Genomic DNA, 21,146 nt, shown 5'->3' with positions numbered 1-21,146 from the left:
TAGATCACATAAGCGAGATGCGCCGGTGTCAGGCCTTCAATCGAAGGATTTGCGACGGATTCGTCCTGCCAAACGCTGTTATCCAGATCGATGACCGGCATCGAAGCTTCGGCCAACAAGCCCAATGTCGAAGCTTGAGCCAACACCACGGCCGGCGCGCTGTCTTCGAGCATGTAGGCAATCCGGTCCAGCGGATACGCCGGATCCAGTGGCACATACCCCCCGCCCGCCTTCAGAATCGCCAACAACCCGACGACCATGTCGGCACTACGTTCTACACAAATCGCCACCCGCGAATCCGGCCGCACGCCCTGCCCGCGCAGGTAATGCGCTAACCGGTTCGCCCGTTCATTCAACTCGCGATAGCTCAACCGCTGATCGCCATAAACCACCGCCACCGCATCCGGCGTACGCTCAACCTGCGACTCAAACAACCCATGAACCGTCTGATCCAGCGGATACAACGCATCAGTCGCATTGAACCCGACCAACACCTGCTCACGCTCCGACACCGGCAAAATCGCCAAGCTGTTCAGCGAAGCCCGAGGCGCCTGCTCCAGCGCCTCCACCAGACTTTCCAGCGCCGTATGCACATAAGCGCAAACCCGCTGCGCCCCAACCTGCGCGGCCACCAACACCGACAACGCAAACCCGTTACCCAGATCGTCGACGTTCAGCGTCAGCGGATAGTTGGTCCGTTCTTCCCCGCCAAGCACCTCGATACCGTGCCATGCCGCCTGATACATCGCCGACGGCTCGGCCACCGCGCTGTGTCGATAATTCAACAACGCACTGAACAGCGGCACCGGCGCAACCACGCCACTGCAACGCTGCGCCAGCACCAGCGGCGCATGTTCATGCCCCAGCAGTGCGGTCAGCCGCGCATGGGTGGCTTTCACCCCGTCGCGAACCGCTTGCGCGCCGACATCGACCCGCAACGGCAAGGTGTTGATGAACATCCCCAGCGCGCGGTCGGCACCCTCGCCGCCCTGCATCCGGCCCATCAGCACGGTGCCGAACACCACGTCCTGCTTGCCGGACACCCTGCCCAGCACCTGGGCAAAAGCCAGATGCACCAGGCTCGCGGCACTCACGCCGAGCTGCCGCGCCTGAGCCCGCAGACGCAGGTTCAACTTCGCGTCCACCGCCTGCCGCGCCTCTTCGACATCGCGGCCATCGCCCTGCACATCCTGCAAACCGAACGGCAAGGTTGGTTCGTCAACATCGCCGAGCATCTCGCGGAAGAATTTTTCGTGATCCTGCTGGCTCGCACCCAACCGAGCCTGAGCCACGTAGTTGCGATACGGCACCGCCACGCTCAGTTGATCCGCCTCACCCAACAGGTGCGCCTGCATCTCGTGCACCACCACTTCCATCGCGGTGTGGTCGAGCGCCATGTGGTGGAACAGCAACACCGCGACCCAGCGCTGATTGGCTGCGTCCTCGGCGAAAGCCAGGCGCAGCATCGGCGCCTGGGTGATATCCAGTCGGTAATGTCGCGGGTCGAACTGGTTCTGCAACTGCGCGGCAATATCGCCGGCAGCGGCATCAAGATCGACCTGTTCCAGATGCAACTTCGCCTCGCGCCAGACCACTTGCGTCGGTGCGTCCAGCCCTTGCCACACCACGCTGGTGCGCAGGATGTCATGGCGGTCGATGACGTTTTGCAGCGCGGCGACGAACGCCGTCAGCCGGTCACGGCTGCTCAGCTCGAACAGCGTCTGCAACACGTACGGGTCGCCCTGCTCAGCGGCCAAATGGTGATAGAGAATGCCTTCCTGCAACGGCGCCAGCGGGTAGATGTCCTGCACGTTGCCCACGCCGCCCGGAACGCTGCTGACGATGTGATCGATGGCCGCTTGATCAAGCTCGATCAGCGGCAGCATGCTCGGGGTGATGTGTTCGCATTGCACAGGAATCAGGTTCGCCGGGACGCGCACTTCGCTGCCGCTGCCAACCGCTGCCGCCAGCGCAGCCAGGGTCGGCTGGCTGAACAGCACACGTACATCGGCGCTCAGTCCGGACTGGCGCATTTGCTCGATCAGTTTCACCGCCAGCAGCGAATGGCCGCCGAGTTCGAAGAAATGATCGTGACGGCCGACCTGTTCCACAGTGAGGATCTGCGCCCAGATGCGTGCCAGGATGATTTCGGTGTCGCCCACCGGAGCTTCGTACTCGCGGGTGATCAGCGCATCGAGGTCCGGTGCCGGCAGCGCCTTACGGTCGAGTTTGCCGTTCGCAGTCAGGGGCAGCACATCGAGGCGCACGTAGGCGGCCGGGACCATGTAGTCCGGCAACTGCGCTCGCAGGTGGCTGCGTAATGCATCGATGTCCAGCGCGTTTGCCGAGGTGTAGTAGGCGACCAGGCGTTTGTCGCCCGGCACGTCTTCGCGGGCCAGGATCACCGCGTCCTTGATCTCGGCGTATTGCGCCAACCGGGCTTCGATTTCGCCCAGTTCGATGCGGAAACCGCGAATCTTCACCTGGTCATCGTTGCGGCCCAGGTATTCGACATTGCCGTCCGGCAACCAGCGCGCCAGGTCGCCGGTGCGATACAGCAGCGCCTGCGGTTCGGTGCTGAACGGGTCAGCGACAAATTTTTCGGCGGTCAGCTCAGGGCGGTTCAGATAGCCGTTGGCTACGCCGTCGCCACCGATGTACAACTCGCCCGCCACGCCGATGGGCGCCGGGCGTTGGTAGGCGTCCAGCACATAAACCCGGGTATTGCCGACCGGACGACCAATCGGAATGCTGCCCGCGCCGGCCGATCTGATCTCATAAGTGGTGGAGAACGTGGTCGCTTCCGTCGGGCCGTAGCCGTTGAGCAAGTGCTGCGGCGCGCCTTCCTTGAGCACGCGACCGATCACCGTTGGGTCGAGTACATCGCCACCAACGATCAAGTAGCGCAACTGGCCAAACATGCTCATCAAACCGGCGGCGTACTGATGGAACAGCCCTGCGGTCATCCACAAGACACTGATCTTTTGTTCAAGCAGCAATGCGCTGAAGCGCTCTTGCGAGAGCAACACATCCTGCGCAATCACCACCACGCAACCGCCATTGAGCAGCGGCGCCCAGACGTCGAGGGTGCTGGCGTCGAAGGCCGGGTTCGAGGCGAAGGCCACGCGGTCTCGGGCATTGAATTGCGCATAGCCGTTGTTGATCACCAGTCGCGTGATCGCCCGGTGTGGCACCAACACACCCTTCGGCGTGCCGGTCGAACCGGAGGTGTACATGATGTAGGCCGGCGTCTCGCTGGACTGCGGCCGTTGCGGGTTATGGCTTGGCAGGTTGTCGAGCGCGCGGGTGTCCAGATCGATTCGCTGTACGTCGAGCGCGACGTCTTCTTCGCGGCGAGTCAGTACGAATTCAGCCTGGCTGTCTTGCAGCATGAACTGCTGGCGCTCAGTCGGGGCGTTGACGTCCAGCGGTACATAAACGGCGGCGCACTTGAGGATCGCCAACTGGCTGATCAGCAGGTCCAGCGACCGCTCCAGCAGGATCGACACGTTGTTGCCGGGTTGCACGCCAAGGCTGATCAGGTGATGCGCCAGTCGGTTGGCGCGGACGTTGAGTTCACTGTAGGTCAGGCTGCGTCCATCGTGGACCGCTGCGGTGGCGGTCGGACGGGCCAGAACCTGCGCTTCGAACGCCGCCTGCACGGTGCTGCTCTGCGGGTAGCCGCGAGCGGTCGCGTTGAAACCGGTCAACACTTGTCGACGCTCGATTTGCGGCAGTACATCCAGGTTGTGCAAGGCCGATGCAGGCACGGATTCCAGCGCGGTAGCCAGGCTTTGCAGCGCGGCATTCATGTAGGCGCAAACCCGCTCGGCACTGACACCGCCGCCGACCAGTACGGTCAGGGCGAAGTCATCGCCCAGGTCGTCCACCGACAGGGTCAGCGGGTAGTTGGTGCGTTCTTCACCGCCCAGGGCATCAATGCCCTGCCACGCTGCATTCACTTCCTCTGACTGTTCACTAGAGTGACGGTAGTTCAGCAACGCGCTGAACAGCGGCGTCGGTGCGGCCACTGCGCTGCAACGCTGGGCCAAAGCCAGCGAAGCATGCTCATGCCCCAACAACGCGGTCAGTCGTTCGTGGACCGTTCGCACGCCGGCCTTGACGTCTTGAGCGGCCACATCGACCCGCAACGGCAAGGTATTGATGAACATGCCCAAGGCACGATCAGCACCCTCGCCGCCCTGCATCCGGCCCATCAGCACGGTGCCGAACACCACGTCGTCCTGGCCGGAAACACGGCCCAACACTTGTGCCCAGGCCAAGTGGTGCAGGCTCGCCGCACCGACACCCGACTGGCGAGCGAGACGGCGCAGGCGTCGGCTCAAGTCGCGGTCGATGACAACGCGGGCTTCCTCGATATCACCGCCATCGCCTTGCACATCCTGCAAGCCGAACGGCAGCGTTGGCTCGTCGATATCGCCGAGCATGTCGCTGAAAAAGGCTTCGTGCTCCGCGCTGCTGACACCCAGGCGCGCCTGGGCCACGTAGTTGCGATACGGCATGGCCGCGCCCAACTGATCCGCGTGGCCGAGCAGGTGTGCCTGCATTTCGTGGCGCACCACGTCCAGCGCCGTGTGGTCGAGCGCCATGTGGTGGAACAGCAACATTGCGACCCAGCGCTGATTCGGTTGGTCCTCGGCGAAGGCCAGGCGCATCAGCGGCGCCTGGGTGATGTCGAGGCCATAGTGGCGGGCGTCGAAACGCTGGTGCAGTTGTTCGGTGATGTCCCCGGCTTGCGGGTCGAGCGCGAGTTCGTCCAGGCCTAATTGTGCATGGCGCCAGACAACCTGCTGCGGTTCATCAAGACCTTCCCAGAGCACGGCAGTGCGCAGGATGTCGTGGCGGTTGATCACGCCTTGCAAGGCCTGCACGAAAGCGTCGAGACGCTGGCGGCTGTCCAGTGCAAAACGCGCTTGCAGCACGTAAGGGTCGCCCTGCTCGGCGGACAGGTGATGGTAGAGAATGCCTTCCTGCAACGGCGCCAGCGGGTAGATGTCCTGCACATTACGCGCGCCGCCGGGGACGCTGGCGACGATGCGGTCGATGGCGTCTTGATCCAGCTCGGTCAGGACCAGCATGTCCGGGGTGATGTGTGTGCAATCAGTCGGGATGCCGTTGGCCGGAACCACGATTTCGGTGCTGCCACCGACGGCGGCAGCCAGTGCGGCGAGGGTCGGCTGGCCGAACAATACGCGTACGTCGGCGCTTAATCCGGCCTGGCGCATGCGTTCGATCAGGCTGACGGCCAGCAGGGAATGGCCGCCGAGTTCGAAGAAATGGTCGTGACGGCCGACGCGTTCAACGTTGAGGACGTCTGACCAGATCTGCGCCAGGGTGGTTTCGGTTTCGCCGATGGGGGCTTTGTAGCCTCGGGTGATGACGGCGTCCAGGTCGGGTGCTGGCAGGGCTTTGCGGTCGAGTTTGCCGTTTGGCGTCAGTGGCAGTTTGTCGAGATGAACGTAGGCTGCCGGGATCATGTAGTCCGGGAGTTGGGTTTGCAGGTGACGGCGGAGTTGATCGATATCCAGTGATGCTTGTGCGGTGTAGTACGCGACCAGGCGTTTTTCGCCCGGCAAGTCTTCGCGGGCCAGGACCACGGTTTCGTGGATGTCTGGGTGTTGGGCGAGTTTGGTTTCGATTTCGCCGAGTTCGATGCGGAAGCCACGGATTTTGACTTGATCGTCGTTGCGGCCGAGGTATTCGATGTTGCCGTCTGGGAGGTAGCGGCCCAAGTCGCCGGTACGATACATGCGGGCGTTGGTGCGGAAGGGGTCGGTGAGGAAGCGTTCGGCGGTGAGGTCGTCGCGGTTGAGATAGCCACGCGCCACACCAGCGCCGCCGATGTAGATTTCGCCGGGGATGCCCAGTGGAACCGGTTGTTGATGTTCATCTAGCAGGTAGAACTGGGTGTTGGCCACGGGTTTGCCGATGTGGGCGGCGAAACCTTCTTCGCGGTCCATCGATACCCAACTTGAGTACGTCGTAGTTTCTGAAGGGCCGTAGAGGTTGCACAGGCGTTGAACCTGGGTTTGTTCGAACAGGTTTTCGACGAGGCTGCGTTTGAGCGCTTCGCCCGCGACGTTGACCGTGTGCACGTTTTTGCTGAGTCCACCGGATTCAAGCAAGGCTTTGAGCGCTGACGGCACGGTGTTGATCAGGGTGATGTCGTCTCGCAGTTCCAGCACATTAGTCACGACATTGATGCTGCCGCCGGACGTCAGCGGGGCGAAGCACTCGTAGACCGCCAAGTCGAAGTTGAGCGAAGTCGAGAACAGCGTTTTCGCCAACGTGGCCTCATCGAATGAACGATGCGCCCAGGTCAGGAAGTTCACGGTGTTGCGGTGTTCGATCATCACGCCTTTCGGCAAACCGGTCGAACCTGAGGTGTAGATCACGTAAGCCAGATGCGCTGATGTCAGACCGTCAATCGAAGGGTTAGAGACGGATTCGTCCTTCCAAATCCCGCTATCCAGATCGATGACCGGCATCGAAGCTTCGGCCAACAACCCCAATGTCGCAGCTTGCGCCAACACCACCGCCGGCGCGCTGTCTTCCAGCATGTAGGCAATCCGGTCCAGCGGATAAGCCGGATCCAGGGGCACATAACCCCCGCCCGCCTTCAGAATCGCCAGCAACCCAACGACCATATCCGCCGAACGTTCAACGCAAATTGCCACTCGCGAATCCGGCCTTACGCCCTGCCCACGCAGGTAATGCGCCAAGCGGTTCGCCCGCTCATTCAGCTCGCGATAACTCAATCGGTGTTGGCCAAAAATCACCGCCACCGCATCCGGCGTGCGCTCAACCTGCGCCTCAAACAACCCATGAACCGTCTCGTCCAGCGGATACGACGCCTCGGTCGCATTGAAATCAACCAGCAACTTCGCCCGTTCATCCTGCGGCAGAATCGACACACTGTGCAGCGGCACCGGAGCCTTCTGCTCCAACGCCGCCACCAGACTTTCCAGCGCCGTGCGCATATAAGCGCAAACCCGCTGCGGACTGACGCCAAGGCTGGCCTGCGCCGTCAGGCTGAAGCCGTCACCCAGGTCATCCACCGACAGCATCAACGGATAGTTGGTGCGCTCTTCGCCACCCAGCACATCGATCCCTTCCCAGGCACGAATCGCCTCGGCTGAAATCGCTTCGGCCACGCCGCTGTGGCGATAGTTGAGCAACGCACTGAACAACGGCAGCGGCGCGACGACCCCGCTGCAGCGTTGCGCCAGGGCCAGCGAAGCATGTTCATGCCCCAGCAACCCGGTCAGCCGCGCATGGGTCGCCTTGACCCCGGCGCGGGTGTCTTGAACGCCGACATTCACCCGCAACGGCAAGGTATTGATGAACATGCCGAGCGCCCGATCAGCACCCTCGCCGCCCTGCATACGGCCCATCAGCACGGTGCCGAACACCACATCGTCCTTGCCCGACACCCGACCCAACACCTGCGCCCAGGCCAGATGCACCAGGCTCGCGGCACTCACGCCGAGCTGGCGTGCCTGACTGCGCAGACGCAGGCTCAGGCTGTTTTCCAGCGCCAGCGTGGCCTCTTCGATCCCCTGCCCGGCACCTTGCACATCGTGCAAGCCGAACGGCAGCGTCGGTTCGTCGACGTCGCCGAGCATCTCGCGGAAAAATCCTTCGTGTTCTTCCAGGCTCACGCCCAACCGAGCCTGAGCCACGTAGTTGCGATACGGCATCGCCGCGCCCAATTGCTCGGTTTCGCCCAGCAGGAACGCTTGCATCTCGTGCTGCACCACTTCCATCGCCGTATGGTCGAGGGCCATGTGGTGGAACAGCAAGATCGCCAGCCAGCGGTTGCTGGCGGCGTCGTGGCTGTAGACCAGACGCAGCATCGGCGCCTGGGTGATGTCGAGGCGGTGATGCCTTGGGTCGAAACGCTCAAGCAGTTGCGCCGCAACGTCGTCGCCGAGCGCCTGAATTTGTTCCTGGATCAGCTGTGCTTCGCGCCATACAACCTGCAATGGCTGGTCGAGGCCTTCCCAGAGCATCGAGGTGCGCAGGATGTCGTGGCGGTTGATGACTTGTTGTAGCGCTTGCGCGAAATCATCCAGGCGAGCGCGGGTTGCGAACGCAAACTGGGTTTGCAGCACATACGGATCGCCCTGTTCGGACGAGATGTGGTGGTAGAGGATGCCTTCCTGCAACGGCGCCAGCGGGTAGATGTCTTGCACATTGCGCGCGCCGCCGGGGACGCTGGCGACGATGCGCTCGATGGTTTCCGGCGTCAGTGTGACCAGCGGCAGCATGGCCGGGGTGATGTGTTCGCAGTTGTCCGGGATCAGGTTCGCCGGGACGTTGACCGCTTGGTTGTTACCGACTGCGGCGGCCAGTGCGGTGAGTGTTGGTTGACTGAACAGCACGCGCACGTCGGCGCTGAGACCGGCTTGGCGCATGCGTTCGATCAGCGAGACGGCCAGCAGAGAGTGGCCGCCGAGTTCGAAGAAATGGTCGTGGCGGCCAACGCGGTCGACGTTGAGGACGTCTGACCAGATCTGCGCGAGGGTGGTTTCGGCTTCGCCGATTGGGGCTTCGTAGCCTCGGGTGATCACGGAATCCAGGTCTGGTGCTGGCAGGGCCTTGCGATCGAGTTTGCCGTTGGGGGTCAGTGGCAAGGTGTCGAGGTGTACGTAGGCTGCCGGGACCATGTAGTCCGGGAGTTTGGTTTGCAGGTGACGGCGGAGTGCGTCGATGTCGAGGGTTTGCGGCGCGGTGTAGTACGCGACCAGGCGTTTGTCGCCGGGGACGTCTTCGCGGGCCAGGACCACGGCTTCGTTGATGTCAGCGTGCTGCGCGAGTTTGGCTTCGATCTCGCCGAGTTCGATACGGAAGCCACGGATTTTGACTTGATCGTCGTTGCGGCCGAGGTATTCGATGTTGCCATCTGGCAGGTAGCGGCCCAGGTCACCGGTGCGGTACATACGGGCGTTGGGGCGGAATGGGTCGTTAAGGAAGCGTTCGGCGGTGAGATCGTCGCGGTTCAGGTAACCACGCGCTACGCCAGCGCCGCCGATGTAGATTTCACCCGGCACGCCCAAAGGAACCGGTTGTTGGTGCTCATCCAGCAGGTAGAACTGGGTGTTGGCGACGGGTTTGCCGATGTGGGCGGCGAAACCTTCTTCACGGTCCATCGATACCCAACTTGAGTACGTCGTAGTTTCTGAAGGGCCGTAGAGGTTGCACAGGCGTTGAACCTGGGTTTGTTCGAACAGGTTTTCGACGAGGCTGCGTTTGAGCGCTTCGCCCGCGACGTTGACTGTGTGCACGTTTTTGCTGAGTCCGCCGGATTCAAGCAAGGCTTTGAGCGCGGACGGCACGGTGTTGATCAGCGTGATGTCGTCTCGCAGTTCCAGCACATTAGTGACGACATTGATGCTGCCGCCGGACGTCAGTGGCGCGAAGCATTCGTACACCGCCAAGTCGAAGTTCAACGAAGTCGAGAACAGGGTTTTGGCCAACGTAGCGTCATCGAACGAACGATGCGCCCAGGTCAGGAAGTTCACGGTATTGCGGTGTTCGATCATCACGCCCTTCGGCAGACCGGTTGAACCGGAGGTGTAGATCACATACGCCAGATGCGACGACGTCAGCTCTTCAATCACAGGATTGGAGACGGATTCGTCCTGCCAAACGCTGCTATCCAGATCGATCACCGGCATCGACGCCTCGGCCAACAAGCCCAATGTCGAGGCTTGCGCCAACACCACGGCGGGAGTGCTGTCTTGCAGCATGTAGGCAATCCGATCCAGCGGATACGCCGGATCCAGCGGCACATAACCGCCGCCCGCCTTCAATATCGCCAACAACCCGACGACCATGCCGGCACTACGTTCTACGCAAATCGCCACTCGCGAATCAGGCCGCACACCCTGCCCGCGCAGGTAATGCGCCAACCGGTTCGCCCGCTCATTCAGCTCGCGATAGCTCAACTGGTTTAAGCCATGAATCACCGCCACGGCATCCGGCGTGCGCTCAACCTGAGCCTCAAACAATCCATGAACCGTCTCGTCCAGCGGATACACAGCCTCAGTCGCATTAAACCCGACCAACAACTGCTCACGCTCCGCCACCGGTAATACCGCCAGATCAAACAACGCGGCATCCGGTGTGCTTTCCAAAGCCTCGACCAGACTCGCCAGCGCTGCCTGCATAAACGCACCGACCCGCTGCGCTCCAATCCCGGCAGCAGCCTGAACCGTCAGGCTGAACCCCTGCCCCAAATCATCCACCGACAACGTCAGCGGATAGTTCGTACGCTCTTCCCCACCCAGCGCCGTTATCCCGCTCCAGGCCGCAGAATCGCCCAAAGCCGTAGGTTCCGCGCCGGAATGCCGGAAGTTGAGCAACGCGCTGAACAGCGGCGTCGGTGCGACCACGCCGCTGCAACGCTGGGCGAGCGCCAGCGACGCGTGTTCATGCCCCAACAGCCCGGTCAATCGCGCATGGGTTGCCTTGACGGCGGCCCGAGCACCTTGGCCGCCCACGCTGACCCGCAGCGGCAAAGTGTTGATGAACATGCCCAAGGCACGCTCAGCCCCTTCGCCGCCCTGCATGCGGCCCATCAGCACGGTGCCGAATACCACTTCTTCGCGGCCCGATACCCGACCCAACACCTGCGCCCACGCCAGATGCACCAGGCTTGCGGCACTCACGCCGAGCTGCCGCGCCTGGGCCCGCAGACGCCGGCTCATCGCCGCGTCTACAGACTGCTTGGCCTCTTCGATATCGCGGCCATCGCCCTGCACATCCTGCAAGCCGAACGGCAGCGTTGGCTCGTCGATGTCACCGAGCATGGCGCGGAAGAACGCTTCGTGCTCTTCGCGGCTGACACCCAGGCGTGCCTGCGCCACGTAGTTGCGATACGGCACCGCCGCGCCCAACTGCTCCGACTGACCCAGCAAGTGCGCCTGCATTTCTTGGCGCACGACTTCCAGCGCGGTGTGGTCGAGGGCCATGTGGTGGAACAGCAACGTCGCGATCCAGCGCTGGTCATCCTGGGCAAAGCGGATGCACATCAACGGTGCCTGACGGATATCCAGGCAATGGTGACGCGCGTCGAAACGCTCACGCAACTGACCGGCGATATCGCCTTCTGCGGCGGCCAACGTCACTTCTTCCACAGACAATTGGGCCTGGCGCCAGACCACTTGCACCGGTTCATCCAGCCCTTCCCAGGCCATCGAGGTGCGCAAGATGTCGTGGCGATTGATCACACCCTGCAAGGCCTGGGTGAAATCATCCAGACGCTGGCGGTTGTCGAAAGCGAATTGCGCTTGCAGCACGTACGGGTCGCCCTGCTCGGCGGCGAGGTGGTGATAGAGGATGCCTTCCTGCAGCGGCGCCAGCGGGTAGATGTCTTGCACGTTGCTGGCACCACCGGGCACCGTGGCGACGATGCGTTCGATGGCAGCCTGAGTCAGTGAGACCAGCGGCAGCATGGCCGGGGTGATGTGTTCGCAGTTGGATGGAATCAGGTTGGCCGGGACGCTGACCTCGCTGCTTTCGCCACCAACTGCCGCCGCCAGTGCGGCCAGGGTCGGTTGACTGAATAGCACGCGCACGTCGGCACTCAATCCGGCCTGACGCATCCGCTCCATCAGGCTGACGGCCAACAGGGAATGACCGCCGAGTTCGAAGAAGTGATCGTGACGGCCGACCTGCTCGACGTTGAGGACTTGCGCCCAGATCCGCGCCAGGGTGATTTCGGTTTCACCGAGGGGGGCTTCGTAGCCGTGGGTGATGACCGCGTCCAGGTCGGGGGCTGGCAGGGCCTTGCGGTCGAGTTTGCCGTTTGGCGTCAGTGGCAGTTTGTCGAGATGGACGTAGGCCGCCGGGATCATGTAATCCGGGAGTTGCGTTTGCAGGTGGCGACGGAGTGCGTCGATGTCCAGTGCTTCAGGCGCGGTGTAGTAAGCGACCAGTCGTTTGTCGCCCGGCACGTCTTCGCGGGCGAGCACCACGGCTTCGTTGATATCGGCGTGCTGGGCGAGTTTCGTTTCGATCTCGCCGAGTTCGATGCGGAAGCCACGGATTTTGACTTGATCGTCGTTGCGGCCGAGGTATTCGATGTTGCCATCGGGGAGGTAGCGGCCGAGGTCGCCCGTGCGGTACATGCGGGCGTTGGGCCGGAATGGGTCGCTGAGGAAGCGTTCGGCAGTCAGGTCGTCGCGATTCAGGTAACCGCGCGCCACGCCAGCGCCGCCGATGTAGATTTCACCCGGCACGCCCAAAGGAACTGGTTGCTGGTGTTCATCCAGCAAGTAGAACTGGGTGTTGGCCACGGGTTTGCCGATGTGCGCGGCGAAACCGTCCTGGCGGTCCATCGATACCCAGCTCGAATATGTCGTGGTTTCCGACGGACCATACAAGTTGCACAGGCGCTGCACGCTGGTTTGTTCAAACAGACTCTCCACCAGACTGCGTTTTAGCGCTTCACCGGCGACGTTGACCGTGTGCACATTGGCGCTCAGTCCGCCCGATTCCAGCAAGGCTTTCAGCGCTGACGGCACAGTGTTGATCAGCGTGATGTCATCGCGAAGTTCCAGCACATTAGTGACGACATCGATGCTGCCGCCCGAGGTCAGCGGCGCGAAGCATTCATAAACTGCCAAGTCGAAGTTGAGCGAGGTCGAGAACAGCGTCTTGGCCAAGGTTGCATGGTCAAACGAACGATGCGCCCAGGTCAGGAAGTTCACGGTGTTGCGGTGTTCGATCATCACGCCTTTCGGCAGACCGGTAGAGCCGGAGGTGTAGATCACGTAAGCCAGATGCGCCGACGTCAACCCTTCAACCACGGGATTGGAGACGGATTCGTCCTGCCAAATGCCGCTACCCAGATCGATCACCGGCATCGAAGCGTCGGCCAACAAGCCCAGCGTCGAAGCTTGAGCCAACACCACAGCCGGCGCGCTGTCCTGCAACATGTAGGCAATCCGATCCAGCGGATACGCAGGATCCAGCGGCACATAACCGCCACCCACCTTCAAAATCGCCAGCAACCCAACGACCATCTCCGCCGAGCGCTCAACACAAATCGCCACTCGCGAGTCGGGTTTCACACCCTGCCCGCGCAGGTGATGCGCCAATTGGTTAGCGCGACTATTCAGCTCGCGATAACTCAACCTCTCCAAGCCATAAACCACGGCCACCGCATCCGGCGTCCGCTCAACCTGCGCCTCAAACAGCCCATGCACCGTCTGATCCAGCGGATACGTCGCCTCAGTGGAATTGAACCCGATCAACACCTGCCGACGCTCATCCGCCGACAAAATATCCAGCTGATCCACCGCCGATTCAGGCGCAAACTCCAGCGCATCCACCAGGCTCGCCAACGCGGTCTGCATATAAGCGCCGACCCGCCAGGCATCCACCGCGCCCGCTGTCTGCACGCTCAACAGGAAGCCTTCGCCCTGATCGTCCACCGACAACATGCACGGATAGTTGGTGCGTTCCATCACGCCCAACACTTCAGTGCCGCCCCACAGCTCAACGCCATCGTTGTCCTGGTGCGCACTGTGGCGGTAGTTCAGCAACGCGCTGAACAGCGGCAACGACGCCGGCACCCCGCTGCAACGCTGGGCCAGTGCCAGCGAAGCATGCTCATGACCAAGCAACGCGGTCAGCCGCGCATGGGTGGCTTTCACGCCACTGCGCACGTCCTGCGCACCGACCTTCACCCGCAACGGCAAGGTGTTGATGAACATCCCGAGGGCGCGGTCCGAGCCCACGCCACCCTGCATCCGTCCCAGCAACACCGTACCGAACACCACATCATCACGACCGGAAACGCGGCCCAACACCCGAGCCCAGGCCAAGTGATGCAGGCTCGCCGCACTCACCCCCAACAGCCGCGCTTGGGTGCGCAGACGCTGGCTCAACAGCGGATCAAGGTTCAGCTTCACCTCTTGAATGCCGCGACCGTCACCCTGCACTTGATGCAGGCCGAACGGCAGCGTCGGCTCATCGACGTCGTTGAGCATGTCGCGGAAGAACCGTTCATGTTGCTCGCGGCTCACGCCCAGCAGAGCCTGGGCCACGTAATTGCGATACGGCGTGGCCGCATTCAGGTGCTCGGCTTCACCGTTTTGGTACGCCAGCATCTCGTCGTGCATCACGTCCAGTGCGGTGTGGTCGAGGGCGATGTGGTGGAACAGCAGAATCGCCACCCAACGCTGATGACTCGCATCCCAGGCGCAGGCCAGGTGCATCAGCGGTGCGTTGCCCAAGTCTAGACGCGTGTGGGCCGGGTCGAAACGCTGGCCCAATTGCTTGGCGACGTCGCCCAATGCAGGATCGACGACAATTTCTTCGACGGTCAGTTGAGCGCGGCGCAACACCACTTGCAGCGGTTCATCCAACCCTTCCCAGACCATGGCGGTCCGGAGAATGTCATGGCGATCGATCATCGCCTGCAACGCCTGCACAAACCCGTCGAGCTGGGCGCGACTGGTCATGGCGAACGACGCTTGCAACAGGTACGGATCACCCTGTTCGGCGGAGATATGATGGTAAAGAATACCCTCTTGCAGCGGCGCCAACGGGTAGATGTCCTGAACGTTGCTCACGCCGCCCGGGACTTTCGCTACGACTTGATCAATCGTCTGCTGGCTCAGTGTGACCAGCGTCAGCATCGACGGGGTGATCTGGGCGCTATCGAGCGGAATGCCATTAGCCGGCACCACCACTTCAGTGCTGCCACCAACCGCCGCAGCCAGTGCCGCCAGGGTCGGTTGACCAAACAGCACGCGCACATCGGCACTTAATCCGGCGTGACGCATGCGCTCGATCAGCTTCACCGCCAGCAATGAATGGCCGCCGAGTTCAAAGAAATGGTCATGCCGACCGACTTGCGCCACACCCAGCACCTCGGCCCACAGGCTAGCGAGGGTGGTTTCCAGATGACCGATCGGCGCTTCGTATTCGCGGCTGGCAAACGCGTCGGCGTCAGGCGCCGGCAAGGCGCGACGGTCGAGCTTGCCGTTGGGCGACAGCGGCAGTTTTTCCAGCAGCACGTAGGCTGCCGGGACCATGTAGTCCGGCAACAGAGCCTGGAGATGCGCGCGCAACGAATCAGCGTCCGGCGCTGTATCCAGTGTTTGTGCGGTGAAATACGCCACCAGACGCTTGTCGCCGGGGCTGTCTTCACGGGCAAGTACCGCCGCCGACCTGACGCCGGGATGCTGGCCGAGGCGCGATTCAATCTCGCCCAACTCGACGCGGAAACCGCGAATCTTGATCTGATCGTCGTTGCGGCCCAGGTAATCGATGCAGCCGTCAGCCTGATAGCGACCCAGGTCACCGGTCTTGTACAGACGCCCATCAGCGTAGAACGGATCGCGAATAAACCGTTCGGCAGTCATGTCAGGGCGATTCAGATAACCCCGCGCCACGCAGGCGCCGCCAATGTGAATCTCGCCTGCCACGCCGACTGGCACTGGTTGCAAGTGTTCGTCGAGCAAGTAGATCCGGGTGTTGGCCACCGGATAGCCGATGGCCGGCAAGATTGGCCACGCCGCCACATCATCCGGCAGCGTCAGCGCGGTGGTGACGTGGGATTCGGTCGGGCCGTAATGGTTATGCAGACGGCAACCCGGCAGACGCTCGAAGAAAGCACGGATCTGTGGCGTGATGCGCAACTGCTCGCCGGCGGTGATGACATCGCGCAGCCCACAGGCCAGAGGTTCGGTTGCACCGTCGCTGATCGCGGATTCAGCCAAGGCTTGCAGCGCCACACATGGCAGGTACAGGCGTTCGATGTTCTGCTGGGCGATATGCTGGAACAACGCGTGGAAATTCAGGCGCGTGTCGGCATGGATCAGCGACAGCTCGGCACCCGCACACAGGGTGCTGAAAACCTCCTGGAACGCCACGTCAAAACCCAAAGCCGCGAATTGCAAAGTGCGCGCCGGTACCGATTGCGCGATTTGCCACTGCATCAGGTTGACCAGCGGCCCGTGGGCCATGGCCACGCCTTTGGGCTGACCGGTCGAGCCGGAGGTGTAGATCACGTAGGCCAAATGCTGCGCGGTCAGTTCACGAACATCGGGATTGGTTTGCGGCTGCGCGTTGAGACCCGCCTCGGCGTCGAGCAACATCACCGGCACGCTCAGCTGCGGGAAACGTTCCTGCAAGCTGCGTTGAGTCAGCAGCACTTTCGGCGCGCTGTCATCCAGCATGTAGGTCAGACGCTCGGCGGGATACGCCGGGTCCAGCGGCACATAACCGGCGCCAGCCTTGAGGATGCCGATCAGGCCCGCGATCATTTCCAGGCTGCGGTCCACGCAAATCGCCACGCGATCATCTGCGCCAATCCCCAGTTCGATCAGGCGATGGGCGATCTGGTTGGCGCGCTGATTGAGCTCGGCGTAACTGAGGCGCTGGCCTTCATAGGTCACCGCGATAGCATCCGGCTGCTCCGCCGCATGCGCTTCGAACAGCTGATGAATCAGCCCCGACGGATAGTTCGCGTCAAAGGCATTGAAGTCTTCAAGCACCTGTCGGCGTTCGACTTCCGGCAAGAATGCGAGGTGGTGCAGCGGTGTATTCGTGTCGTGATCCAGCGCATCGACCAGCGCTTCCAGCACGGTATGCATGTAACCGCAGACTCGTTGGGCGCCAATGCCGGCGACGGCTTGCACCGTCAAGCCGAACGATTGGCCCAGGTCATCCACCGACAACGACAGCGGAAAGTTGGTGCGTTCTTCACCGCCAAGCAGCGTCACGCCCGCCCAGAGTCGCGCATCGCCGGCATCTTTTGGCGCCTGCGCACCGACAGCGCCGTGGCGGTAGTTCATCAGCGCGCTAAACAGCGGCGCCGGTGCAGCAACGCCGCTGCAACGTTGCGCCAGGGACAGCGGTGCATGTTCGTGGCCCATCAGCGCGGCCAGTCGTGCGTGGGTGGTTTTCAGCGCTGCCAACACGCCTTGATCACCGGCATCGACGCGCAACGGCAAGGTGTTGATGAACATGCCCAAGGCACGCTCGGCATCCTCGCCACTGTGCAGGCGCCCCATCAGCACCGTGCCGAACACCACGTCCTGACGTCCGGCCAAACGCCCGACCACTTGGCCCCAGGCCAGGTGATGCAGGCTGGCGCTGCTGACGCCTAGACGCCGGGCCTGGGCGCGCAAACGCTGGCCCAGTTCGGCTTCCAGCGGCAGAGACGCTTCTTCCATGCCGCTGCCATCGCCCTGCACATCCTGCAAACCGAACGGCAGGGTCGGCTCGTCCACGTCCCCCAGCATCTCGCCGAAGAACGCTTCCTGCTGCACCTGACTCGCCCCGAGCCGGACCTGCGCCACGTAATTGCGGTAAGGCACCGACGCCGGCAACTGTGCCGAACGGCCCTCACTGAACGCTTCGATTTCCTGGCCGAGCAGCGCCAGCGACGTCGCATCGTCGATCAAATGGTGGAACAGCAGAATCGCCACCCAGCTCGCGCCGGCCACGTCTTCGGCGAAGTGCAGACGCATCAATGGCGCCTGGCGCAAATCGAAACGGGTGTGACGCGGGTCGAAACGGGTCTGCAATTGCTCGGCGATGTCGCCCTCACTCGGGTCCAGCGCCACTTCGAAAGCGCCGAGCCGGGCCTCGCGCCAAACCACTTGCACCGGCTCGTCCAGCCCTTCCCACGCCACCGAAGTGCGCAGGATGTCGTGGCGCTCGATCACCGATTGCAGGGACTGCACAAACGTATCCAGTTGCGCGCGACTGCCCATGCGCAGTGTGGCTTGCAGCAAATACGGATCGCCCACTTCAGTGGCCAGATGGTGATAGAGGATGCCTTCCTGCAACGACACCAATCCGTAGATATCCTGAACATTCGCCACACCGCCCGGCACCGTGGCGACGATGCGATCGATCTCGTCCTGGCGCAGGGTGGCCAGGGGCAGCATGTCCGGCGTGATGCGCGCGCAATCGGTGGGAATCCGGTTGTCCGGCACGGCGATCCCGCTGCTGGCTCCGGCGGCAGCGGCCAAAGTCGCCAGGGTTGGCTGGCCAAACAGCACACGCACGTCGGCGCTCAGGTTGACCTGACGCATGCGCTCGATCAGCTTGACCGCCAACAGCGAATGCCCGCCCAGTTCGAAGAAACGGTCGTGGCGCCCGACTTGCTCGACACCGAGCAACTCGACCCACAACGCGGCCAAAGTGATTTCCACCGCGCCTTGCGGCGCTTCATAGTCACGACTGGCATAGGCCGCCGAATCCGGCGTCGGCAAGGCCTTGCGGTCAAGCTTGCCGTTGGCGGTCAGCGGGAACGAGGCCAGGGTCACGAAGGCGCTCGGCACCATGTATTCGGCCAAGGCGCCGAGCAGTTGGGTGCGCAGTTCGGTGGCGGACAGTTGTTCGCCGCCCTTTGCGATCACGTAGGCGACCAGGCGCTTGTCGCCCGGTTCGTCTTCACGAGCGATGACTACGGCTTCGCGGACGTGGTCGCAGGCCGCCAGTTTGGCTTCGATTTCGCCCAGTTCGATGCGGAAACCACGGATTTTCACCTGGTCATCGTTGCGACCGAGGTATTCGAGGTTGCCGTCCGCCAGCCAGCGGCCAAGGTCGCCGGTGCGATACATGCGAGCGTGTGGCGTGTCGCTGAACGGATCGTCCAGGAACCGCGTGGCGTTGAGTTCCGGGCGGTTGAGGTAACCCCGCGCCACACCGGCACCGCCGACATACAACTCACCCTCGACGCCCACTGGCACTGCCTGGCCGTGGGAATCGAGCAGGTACAGGCGCAAGTCAGGAATGCGCTTGCCGATCGGGCTGATGCCGACCAGTTGCGCGTCGGCGGCGGTCAATGGGCGATAGGTCACGTGCACCGTGGTTTCGGTGATCCCGTACATGTTGACCAGTTGCGTCTTGGTGTTGGCTTCGCGGGCGTACCACGGCTTGAGAATCCCGGTTTCCAGCGCTTCGCCGCCGAAAATCACCTGCCGCAGGCTATGCAGCGTGTCGCTCTGGGCAGCAATCAACTGGCGGAAGGCACTTGGTGTCTGGTTCAACACCGTGACGCCGGCTTCGCACAGCAGCGCGTAGCAATCCGCCGGCGAACGGCTGACCAGTTGCGGGACGACCAGCAAGCGTCCGCCATGAATCAAAGCGCCCCAGATTTCCCAGACCGAGAAGTCGAAGGCGAAGGAATGGAACAACGCCCAGACGTCCTGCGGGCCGAAGTTGAACCAGTCTTGCGTCGCTGAAAATAGCCGCGCTACGTTGCGATGCTCGACCATCACGCCTTTTGGCAGACCGGTCGAACCGGAGGTGTAGATCACGTAGGCCAAGTGCTGCGACAGCACGTTAACATCGGGATTGTGCTGAAGATCCGACGCCTCGAGCTGATCGAGCAACAGCACCGGGGCCTCCAGTGCCGGCAGCAATTGAAGCAGACCCGATTGAGTCAGCAGCGCAACCGGTGCGCTGTCGTCGAGCATGAACGTCAGGCGTTCCAGCGGATACGTCGGGTCCAGCGGCACATAGCCTGCGCCGGACTTCAGGATCCCCATCAGACCAACGATCATCTCCAGACCACGTTCAACACAAATCGCCACCCGGTCATCCGGGCGAATGCCCAGCGCCAGCAACTGATGCGCGACCTGATTCGCCCGGGCATTCAACTGGCTGTAGGTTAGTTGTTGATCTTCGTAAACCACTGCAACCGCATCGGGTTGCGCCAGTACCTGGGCTTCAAACTGACCATGGATCGTGCGGTCCTGTTCATACGGCGTCTCAATAGCGTTCCAGGTTTGCAGCGTCAGCACTTCTTCCGGCGTCGGCAGCAGAAAACCATGGACAGGCAACGCGCCGTCCGCCAACCCCTGCTCCAGCACATACATGAAGCGCTTAACCATCGCCTCAACGTCGGTTTGCTTGAAATACGCCTCGTTGTAGGTGAAGTGCATCCACGCCGTTTCATCGTGGGGGCTGGTGCGGATATGGATGGTCAGCGGCGTCTGTTCATGGTTGCTTGAACTCTTGACCACACTGGCCGGCGCCTGCCCATACATGAACTGATGGTCAACCTGCTCATAGGAAAACGACAGGTCGAACAACTGCGCGCGGTCATCACGACGCAGGCCCAACGAACGGTTCATGTCGCTGAGCGGATAACGCTGATGGCGATAGTCCTGCTTGAGGGTGCGCGCGATTTCTTGCGCCAGTTCGGCGAACGACAATTCATCGCTGAACTGCAAACGCACGGCACTCACTTGGGTGAACAAACCCAAGGTATTGCGGAAATTCGCGTTGGAACGGTTGAGGATCGGCAAACCGATCACCAGTTCATCGCGTTCAGGCGTACGCACGAAATAGACATACAGCGCGGCCAGCAGCACGTGGAAGCGCGAGACCTGAAGCGATTGTGCCAAGGCGTCGATGCGGTCGTTCAACGAATGCGCATAACGCTGGGTCACTACGCGGCTCGGCGCCCCGCGATCCGGGTACTGGTCGCGGTAACGCGCGACGAACAACGGCTCCGGCACGTCGCGGTATTTTTCCAGCCAGTACGCCTGGTCACGGGCGAAACGCGGGGAGTCGCGATAACGCGCATCGTCGTGGATGAATTCCACATAAGACGGCGCCGATAGATCCGGCTGCTGGTTATTCTCCAGAGCGCTGTAAAGCTCGCCCACCGAATCGAACATCAGGCTGATGCCCCAGCCATCCTGGATCAGGTGATGAACGTGGGCGACGAAGTAGAACGAGGTTTCGCTGAGCTTGGCCAGGTGAAAACGGAACAACCGACGGCCATCCAGTGGAAACGCGATTTCGATCTGCTGCTGCATCCAGGCCTGCACCGCGGCCTCGGGATCCGCGTGACCGGAAAAGTCCTGCAGCTCAATCTTTTCCACCATGGCGGCGGCCAGCGCCTGCATCGGCGCGCCCGCTTCGCCCACGTTGGGCAGCAGCACGGTGCGCAGGGCATCGTGCTTTTGAATCAGCAACTCGATGGCGCGCTGGAAACGCTCGGGGTCGATGCGGCCCTTGATCTGGATGTAGCCACCGATGGTGTACAGGGGCGAATCGCCCTGGGTCATCTGGTCCAGCCAGATATCGCGCTGCGCGGCGGTCAGCGGGTAGCTTTCGGACAGATCGAGACGTTGATTCAT

General features: G+C 62.2%; 1 protein-coding gene (running past one end of the window). It reads right to left on the bottom strand.

Annotation, left to right across the window (positions count from 1 at the left end; genetic code table 11):
* Window positions 1–21,146: the 5' portion of a non-ribosomal peptide synthetase gene (locus tag NK667_RS09785; protein WP_063869670.1), read on the bottom strand. The gene continues 7,762 nt to the left of window position 1, outside the view; 21,146 of the gene's 28,908 nt are visible here — the first part of the coding sequence; its start codon is at window positions 21,144–21,146; the stop codon falls past the left edge of the window.

Origin of the sequence: Pseudomonas nunensis, assembly GCF_024296925.1 — a bacterium.
Classification (GTDB): domain Bacteria; phylum Pseudomonadota; class Gammaproteobacteria; order Pseudomonadales; family Pseudomonadaceae; genus Aquipseudomonas; species Aquipseudomonas nunensis.
Note: the sequence above shows the minus strand (reverse complement) of the source record. Positions and strands in the feature narration are given on the sequence as shown.